This is a genomic window from Candidatus Thioglobus sp., from assembly GCF_029243085.1.
Classification (GTDB): Bacteria; Pseudomonadota; Gammaproteobacteria; order PS1; family Pseudothioglobaceae; genus Thioglobus_A.
This window is the reverse complement of record NZ_JAQWSS010000049.1, coordinates 1-7,502: the sequence shown is the minus strand read 5'-3', so window position 1 is coordinate 7,502 and position 7,502 is coordinate 1. Positions and strand designations below refer to the sequence as shown.

General features: G+C 40.5%; 6 protein-coding genes and 1 pseudogene. All 7 read right to left on the bottom strand.

Features of this window, described 5'->3' with window-relative positions; translation table 11 throughout:
- Nucleotides 1-354: pseudogene (locus P8M52_RS03010) on the bottom strand (peptidase M61); the annotation flags it as partial.
- Nucleotides 354-1,646 (bottom strand): TolC family protein, encoded by a 1,293-nt coding sequence (locus P8M52_RS03005; RefSeq protein WP_300307105.1) that lies wholly within the window; start codon nucleotides 1,644-1,646, stop codon nucleotides 354-356. The pseudogene P8M52_RS03010 and the gene P8M52_RS03005, both read right to left, overlap by 1 nt.
- Nucleotides 1,643-2,125: a shikimate kinase gene (locus P8M52_RS03000; RefSeq protein WP_300307107.1), complete on the bottom strand. Its 483-nt coding sequence runs from the start codon at nucleotides 2,123-2,125 to the stop codon at nucleotides 1,643-1,645. Before P8M52_RS03000 ends, P8M52_RS03005 begins: the two co-directional genes overlap by 4 nt.
- A 41-nt stretch (nucleotides 2,126-2,166) precedes the next feature.
- On the bottom strand, nucleotides 2,167-2,358 hold the full coding sequence (locus tag P8M52_RS02995) for a zinc-finger domain-containing protein (protein WP_300307102.1): 192 nt from the start codon (nucleotides 2,356-2,358) through the stop codon (nucleotides 2,167-2,169).
- Complete coding sequence (locus P8M52_RS02990; RefSeq protein ID WP_300307099.1) at nucleotides 2,355-3,287, bottom strand: branched-chain amino acid transaminase; 933 nt, start codon at nucleotides 3,285-3,287, stop codon at nucleotides 2,355-2,357. The genes P8M52_RS02995 and P8M52_RS02990 overlap by 4 nt, the downstream gene beginning before the upstream one ends.
- A 2-nt stretch (nucleotides 3,288-3,289) precedes the next feature.
- Nucleotides 3,290-4,513, bottom strand: coding sequence for an aspartate kinase (locus P8M52_RS02985; protein WP_300307096.1), 1,224 nt, complete (start codon nucleotides 4,511-4,513; stop codon nucleotides 3,290-3,292).
- 108 nt (nucleotides 4,514-4,621) lie between these two features.
- Nucleotides 4,622-7,502 (bottom strand): MMPL family transporter (locus tag P8M52_RS02980; RefSeq protein WP_300307093.1); only part of this gene is annotated, 2,881 nt, incomplete at its 5' end.

Below are 7,502 nucleotides of genomic sequence, written 5' to 3'. Positions count from 1 at the left end.
CAAAGGCAGTAGAAATACACTAGTACCATTAAAAAAAGCCCTCTCATTCGTTAAATAAGCACTACGTACAGATAGATCAAAGGCATAAATCTCATAAGTTAACACCAGCTCCTCTCCACACGGTTGGGCCACCCAATGGTTTTTATCAAGTTTTTTAATCTCAACTGCTTGGCCACAACTGTGCGCCTGCATGCTGACAATATTTTTAGCAAAGTCTCTAATTAAGTAACTACCAGGAATCCAACTTGGCAGTGAGAACACTTGTCCAAGAGGATTTGGATTCTGTATTTTTAACTCAACTTCGAATACATGAGCGTGTAGATTTTTCGGGGTGATTAAATACTTAATTGACATTACAATAGTTGATCAATAGTAGCCTTATACTCTAATACAGTTTTTTGATAACTAGCAGCTGCTTGCGCATAGGCTAGCTTGACATCATGCACATTATTTTGCGCTGAAATCACAAAACTTATTTGTGAATTGCCGAGCTCATAACGCTTTTTTTCTTCTAATGCTCGAGAGTTTGCTATTTTTATTCGAGCCTGGTAAGTATTTAATAGCTTGGTTAAATGTGTTAGCTTTTTACTAAGAACGTTCGTCTTTACACGTAGATTTAGTAACTGTTCTGCAGAATTCTCTTTCGCCTTAGATAGGCTTATGTGGGTTTTTTCAAGCGCTGTTTTTGCCTTAGTATCTCCCAAAGGATAGCTCAATCCTAGGCCGATATTCCAATCATTATCGTTCTTATTACTGACACCAAGCTGCAAATCAAGTTGTGCCTGAGTATTGTTTTTATCACTCAACAATTGTCTTTGCAATTGAGCTTGATCAAGCTTAGCTATTTTCATCTCAGCAGTATTTTCACGCAAATAAGCTGCCATATCACCCAAGTTATTTTTATATAGTTGATAAAGATTAAAATCACTATGAATCAACTTCGGTGACAGGTTTAAAATAATTGACAATTCGGCTTTTAAAAGATCTAACGCTTGCTCAGCTTGCAGTTGTTTTTGCAAGGTTCGCTGATAAGCATCTTCCTGCAAAAGTACATCAACTTGGTCTACCACTGATTGGGCGAATTTTTCTTTCACCAGGGTTAGCTCTTGTTCAGACAGTGCTAGACGCTGAGTTGTTAACTCGAGTTGTTGTTGTGCAAAGCTTAAATCAATTAATTTAACCAGTTGAGATAAAACGAACTTTTCAGTGCTTTGAGTACGCATAAGCGCATTGATATCAATTTGAATTTTTGATAAATCACTTGCCAGCAAATCATTCACCCCATCAACATTTTTTAATAAAGGATGTGTATAGCTTACTGTGAGTTTGTCAGCATCTGATCCATCACTCCAAACATTACTAATGGTAATATCAGCACCTGTCTCAACCAAATTTTGTGTGGCATTAATCGTAGAGCTAGAAATTTGAGTATTTAATTTATTCGCAGAATCGATAGTGCCGCTTAATACCCAATCTTGATTAGCAGTTGTGGCAATGTAGTCCAATTCAGAAGTTTGCTGAGAATAACCCTGTTGCGTAAAAAAAGGATGAATCATTTTTAAACGTTCAACAAACTCAGATTGCGTCATAGCTACAGAGTTTGTACTGAGCAACAAAGCAATACTAAGTGTTAAGGTTGTTTTCATTTAGGAATGGCTTTTTTAATTTCGTTAATAATAGCGTAAAGCTTCTTACCCGTGGTGTCAATCACAACATCTGCCACTTCCTGATATAAAGGCTCACGCTTTTCAACTAATTCTCGAATGGTTTTTTCTCGATTGGTTGATTTCTCTAACAATGGGCGAGATTTTGAGCGCGCCGTACGCATCACTAAATGCTCAATACTTGAGGACAAATACACCACAAAACTATTGTGTTTTAATAGTTCTCTATTTTCTGGCTTGATTATGATTCCACCACCCGTGGCAATAACAATATTGGTAATTTCACAAAGCTCGGCCAACATACTGGTTTCACGCTGACGAAAACCTTCTTCACCTTCAACATCAAAAATATGATCAATAGCAACACCAGTGCGTGCGACAATTTCAAAATCTGAGTCAAAAAAATCACGCTTAAGCACACAAGCTAGACGACGTCCAACTGAGGTTTTACCTGAGCCCATTGGCCCAACTAAAACAATATTAACCGCCTTATTATCCACTCTTAGCCTAGTTCGTAACTAGCACCGCAATAGGGGCATGTGCCCTTGCCGTTTTTGTTAAATTGAATAAACACCTTAGGATGCATATTCCACTTTTGCGTGTCTTTTGGTGGACAATGAAACGGCAAATCTTGAGCTTCAACAATCGAATGACTAACATGTTTGTGTTGATTCTGATCTACGAAATCGCTCATTTACACAATCCTTTTGCAATCCAAGATTGGTATTGATCATTACGACCATACACACAATCAAAGTATAGTTTTTGTAAAATTTCTGTCACTGGACCACGAGTACCATTACCAATGGTGCGATTATCAAGTTCACGAATTGGAGTTACTTCTGCAGCAGTGCCTGTAAAGAACGCCTCATCAGCACAATATACTTCATCACGAGTAATGCGTTTTTCAATCACTTTGTAACCTAAATCCGTTGCTAATTGGAAAATTGTATCACGAGTAATGCCGGCCAAGGCAGAAGTTAAGTCTGGCGTGTAAATGACACCATCACGCACAATAAAGAAATTCTCGCCACTACCTTCTGCAACAAAACCATCAATATCTAATAATAAAGCCTCGTCATAGCCATCTGTTAGCGCTTCTTGCAATGCTAACATCGAATTAATGTAGTTACCATTTGCCTTAGCTTTAGTCATGGCAATATTAACGTGATGACGTGTATAGCTTGAAGTCTTGATACGTATACCATTCTTCATGTTATCTTCACCTAGGTATGCACCCCACTCCCAGGCAGCAATAATTGTATGCACCTTAAGTGTGTCAGCACGCAATCCCATGCCTTCTGAACCGTAAAAACTCATTGGACGAATATAAGCACTATCTAAGTTGTTTTTAGCAACCGCATCTTTCTGTGCTTGGTTAATTTCATCTTTTGAAAAGCCAATATCCATATTCATGATCTTGGCAGAATTAAATAATCGGTCTGTATGTTCTTCAAGTCGGAAAATCGCTGGACCATTGCTAGTCTCATAAGCACGAACACCTTCAAACACGCCCATGCCATAATGCAACGTATGCGTTAATACGTGAACTTTAGCATCGCGCCATTCAACCCACTCACCGTCAAACCAAATTAAACCATCTCTGTCGTCAAATCCTGGCATTTTTATTCCTTGTCTAAATCAAAAGCACTGTGCAATGAACGCACAGCTAATTCTAAATATTTTTCATCAATCACTACTGAGATTTTAATCTCACTCGTAGAAATCATCTGAATGTTAATTCCTTCATTATGTAGCACTTCAAACATCTGTGAAGCGATACCCGCATGCGAACGCATACCAATACCTACTAGGGATACTTTAACCACTTTGTCGTCAGCTTGCACACCCATGGCGCCCAAGTCATCACAAACAGTTTGTAGAATAGTTTGCGCTTTTTCAAAATCAGTACGATGTACAGTAAAGGCAAAATTGGTCAAGCCTTCACGTGCCGAAACACTTTGCACAATCATATCAACTTCAATATTAGCATCGCTGATATTCTTTAAAATTTTAAAGGCAATACCTGGCTTGTCCGGTACACCAATCAAACTTAATTTTGCTTCATCTTTATTATGCGCAATGCCTGAAATAACAGCTTTTTCCATAATGTTTTCCTCGCTAGTAATTAACGTGCCAACAGGGTTATCAATTAATGATGATAACACCCTTAAAGGCACTTTGTATTTCGACGCAAACTCAACTGAGCGAATTTGCAAAACTTTTGAGCCAAGTGATGCCATCTCTAGCATCTCCTCGTAACTCACGGTATTCATCTTTCGAGCTTTAGGCTCAATACGCGGATCTGTGGTATATACACCATCCACATCTGTATAAATTTGGCACTCGTCCGCCTTAAGTGCTGCAGCCAATGCCACAGCAGTAGTATCTGAACCACCACGACCCAGCGTGGTAATGTGTCCGTCTTCGTCCACACCTTGAAAGCCTGCAACAATCACCACTTTGCCTGAGTCTAAACTGGCATGAATGCGGTGATCATCAATTGATTTAATACGCGCTTTTCCATGTTCTGAATCAGTCACAATACGCACTTGCGAACCAAGATAAGAAATTGCATCACATCCCAATTGTTGTAATGCCATCGCTAATAAAGAAATAGTAACTTGCTCACCGGTAGTTAGCAACATATCCATCTCACGTAAAGATGGCACGTCTTGAATCTCTTGAGCGAGCGCTGTCATTCGATTGGTTTCACCACTCATCGCTGAGACACTCACCACGAGCTGATCACCACCATCTGCAAACGCTTTAATTTTTTTAGCAACCGCTTGAATACGCTCAACTGAGCCTACTGAAGTGCCACCATATTTTTGTACAATTAACGCCATTAATAATAAATCTTATAAATAATGCATGAATTATACTTTAGAGCTTCTGATTTCAGCAATAAAAAAGGCCTGCCGAAGCAAGCCTTTTTAAAGTTAGTTTAACTTGTCTTATTTCTTCTCACCAAACACATACTTTGGTTTAAACACATAAACCAATAATGGGATGATGGTTAATGCTAGAACCACATCAATAATCAACGCTTCAGAAATAAACACACCCAGTGCCCACGTATTAGCCAGCTGTGTCATCAGTAGCGGAATGAAACTCGCTAACAACACCACAATAGAGGCAAATACTGCCGCACCGGTTGTCTCTAAAGTATTTCTAACTGACTCAACCCACTGTCCACCTGTGGCAGCCATCTCCTCTTTTAGACGTGAGATCATGTAAATACCGTAGTCAACACCTAGACCCATCGCAATCGATAACGATACCAAGGTTGCAAAGTGAAGATTACCTGACCAGTTTTCAATACTGGTAAAGTAAGCGCCAAGGCCATATTGGCCAAATAGCGTTACTAACAAGGTTGAAGTCAGAATTGCTGCAACCAATGGTGAACCAAAGATCAGTGCCGCAATAATGAAAATTGCCAATGCTGTAATCAACGGAGATGTTAAATATTCTTGTACGGCAACATCATGTGTGGCTTCTGTTGCGCCTAGGAAACCACCCACTGCTACGGTATCAGTACCGCTATCTTCAATGGTAACTATCTTGCCACTCTCAGGCATGTGCACCACATCGCCCGACTTAAAGCCCCAAGTTACTAAATCAAATCCAGGCTCGTGCTGATGCTCTTTAAAGAACTGCTGGATATCTTTAACCGTTTGGTGTGTTTTAACTGGATCCATGGTGTTTACAAAGCCCATAATCACACCCTCGTTCCAACCTTTAGCAACAAATGAGTCTAAATCACCGGCATTGGTATTAGCTTCTAACAAGCCATTAAAACCAGTGACGATTTCATTCGCATCAGGCACCCACTCAGGATCTTCTTCGTCGCCATACACATCCATATTGTTAGCAATAAATTCTGCATTTGGCACATGGAAATACTTCAGATTTGGTTCTTGACCTTCTGGTGTCATCATCAACATGTTAACAATCTTCATAAACTGAATGTATGAACCCGTAAAGCCAATGTTAGGATGAGCTCTCATCCAATCTTCAGTTTTTTCAATTGCTGCTTGAACCTCAGCATTGTTAAATGCACCTTGTGGCGCATCTTCATCCTCATCCCAACAAGGCGTACCTGGCGCTTGCGAACCATCATATTCACAAGCTGGCAACATTGGGAAGTGTTCAGGCTTACCCTTAACAGGAATGTTCACTGAAATCACACCTGGCATCACTTCACCTAGGCGGCGCAGGTCAATATTCGCATCTGAATCATATTTAAAGGCAGCACGTGAATAATTGATACCCACTTCCAATCCAGGCATGATTTTTTCTTCAGTTGGTGCATAAATTTTAGTTTGTACAGCAGACCATGTTACTAATGCCACAATCAGACCAATTGGAATGATTTTCATCTTACCGGTGATAACGCTGGTAAGTGTTTTAGCCATGCCTTTTTCAAACTTAGAGGCCTCAACCATTGAAGGATCTACTTCAGTATTTTTACCCGGGAACATCGCCATTAAGATTGGCGCAATGGTTGTCGTGGTAATTAGAATCGTCATCATGCCAAACATACCAAAGTAAGCATAAGCTTTGTAGAATGAAATATCGACAAACGACAAAGTAAAGAAACCGACCATGTCAGTCACAATCGCTAGTGTCGCTGGCACGATCGTTGCAGAAATAGCACGTTCAGCAGCACTGAGTGGCAATATACCATTACCATGCAATTCACTCTGATAACGACGCACAACCTGCACCGCGTGCCCAGTACCAATGGCTAATAGTAGCATTGGCGTCAGCACCATCATTGTTGTCAGCTTATAACCAGTAAAGCCCATTAACCCAAGAGTAATAACAATAGTAGAAACCACACCAATGAGTGGGAAGATTGATCCTCTCCAGCCTCTGTTAAGATACCAAAGCATCCCAACCACGATTAAGAATGAAATCGCAAACAACCACCACTTTTGCACAAGATCATAAAGCATGAATGCCAAGAAATACGGCTCACCCGCAATGCGCACCTCTACCTTGTCACCATGCTCTGCTTTAATAGCATCTACTAGTGCAATGGTTGAAGATACCCATGGTAAGTAATCAGATTTAACCGTATCAGCATAGTCACCCACAATAAAGAAGCCTTTGGCACTACAGACATCATCGTCGTACCAACCTTCTTGAGAAAATTCACAGCGGTTGCCATCTTTATCTTGTTTCAGCATTAGCATTGGTGCTAATACTGGGTTAGTTTCAATGCCTTTTTTAAGATGCGCAAGCTGTACATCTGCCACTTGTTTATCAGCGGTGTTAATACCCGCAACTGGGATTAATCTTTCAAACTTCAGCCCGCCATCTTCAGACGTGCCCATATACTTAATCTTTTGCGCCGCGATATCCATAAAGTTGGACGGACGAGCATGATCAAGTGCCACCATATCGTTATGAGCTTTTTGCACCATGTTCACAAACCACGGCTGATAGATATCTTCACTAGTTTCCCAAGCACCGCCCGCAGTTTCACAGATAGCTTGGGTCATCTTCGAAGGAGCTGATTCATGAATACGCAGTCCTGTTTGTGGATCAAAACGCACAATTTGGTCTGCATCAGCGTAAGGATCGTTACCACCCACGCACTCTTTTAAGACAAAGCCCACCACCATAATATTACCAAAACCAAACTTCTGCTCACCATAGGCATTCGTGGCTACGTAGCGGTTAGTTTCAGGCAGTAAAGTATCAGGGTCATTACGAATATCTATAAACTGAACAAAATACCCCATAAACAAAGTGAACACTGCCATTAAGGCTAATATCACCTTACGATGGGCAATTACAAATGCGGCGTATTTGGATGCGAAGTTATTC